We start from the raw sequence: 456 nt of genomic DNA on the forward strand, positions 1-456 counted from the left end.
GCGCCGATGATGCCGGCGATGGAAATCATGGACACCTGGCGCGAGGTCAGGCCGTGCTGCAAGGAGCGCTGTTTCTTGTTGTCGTGAGAAGCCATGAAGAACCCTCGAATGGGTCGGCCGCGGCATGGCGGCTGAAGGTCGGAGCAGAATTCTTTTAAATTTCTGATGCGCGTTGTTGTTGTTTTGCAAAGACCAAAAGCGGGTTAACGACCTCCTCTTTACATGACCGGTTGTCATTGTTGATCCAGGTCAGTATTAATCTATAGGCCGGGGTCAACAAACGACCTTTTCGAAACACATGATTCCGTTTTGGAATGAACTCCTCACTTTTTTGCTCGGTATTCGCCCGTCATGTCCAAACGCCTGATGCCCTCGACCACCGCCCTTCAGTGTTTCGAAGCGGCCGCCCGCCATCTCAGCTTCACCCGTGCGGCGCAAGAGCTGCACCTGACCCAG

1 protein-coding gene is annotated in these 456 nt (G+C 54.2%); it reads left to right on the forward strand.

Features of this window, described 5'->3' with window-relative positions; translation table 11 throughout:
- Window positions 1–351: 351 nt before the first annotated feature.
- The coding region (locus tag G1E_RS29470) for a LysR family transcriptional regulator (RefSeq protein WP_256220443.1) at window positions 352–456 on the forward strand (105 nt) is incomplete at its 3' end.

Source organism: Pseudomonas sp. TJI-51 (genome assembly GCF_000190455.2).
GTDB classification, from domain to species: Bacteria; Pseudomonadota; Gammaproteobacteria; order Pseudomonadales; family Pseudomonadaceae; genus Aquipseudomonas; species Aquipseudomonas juntendi.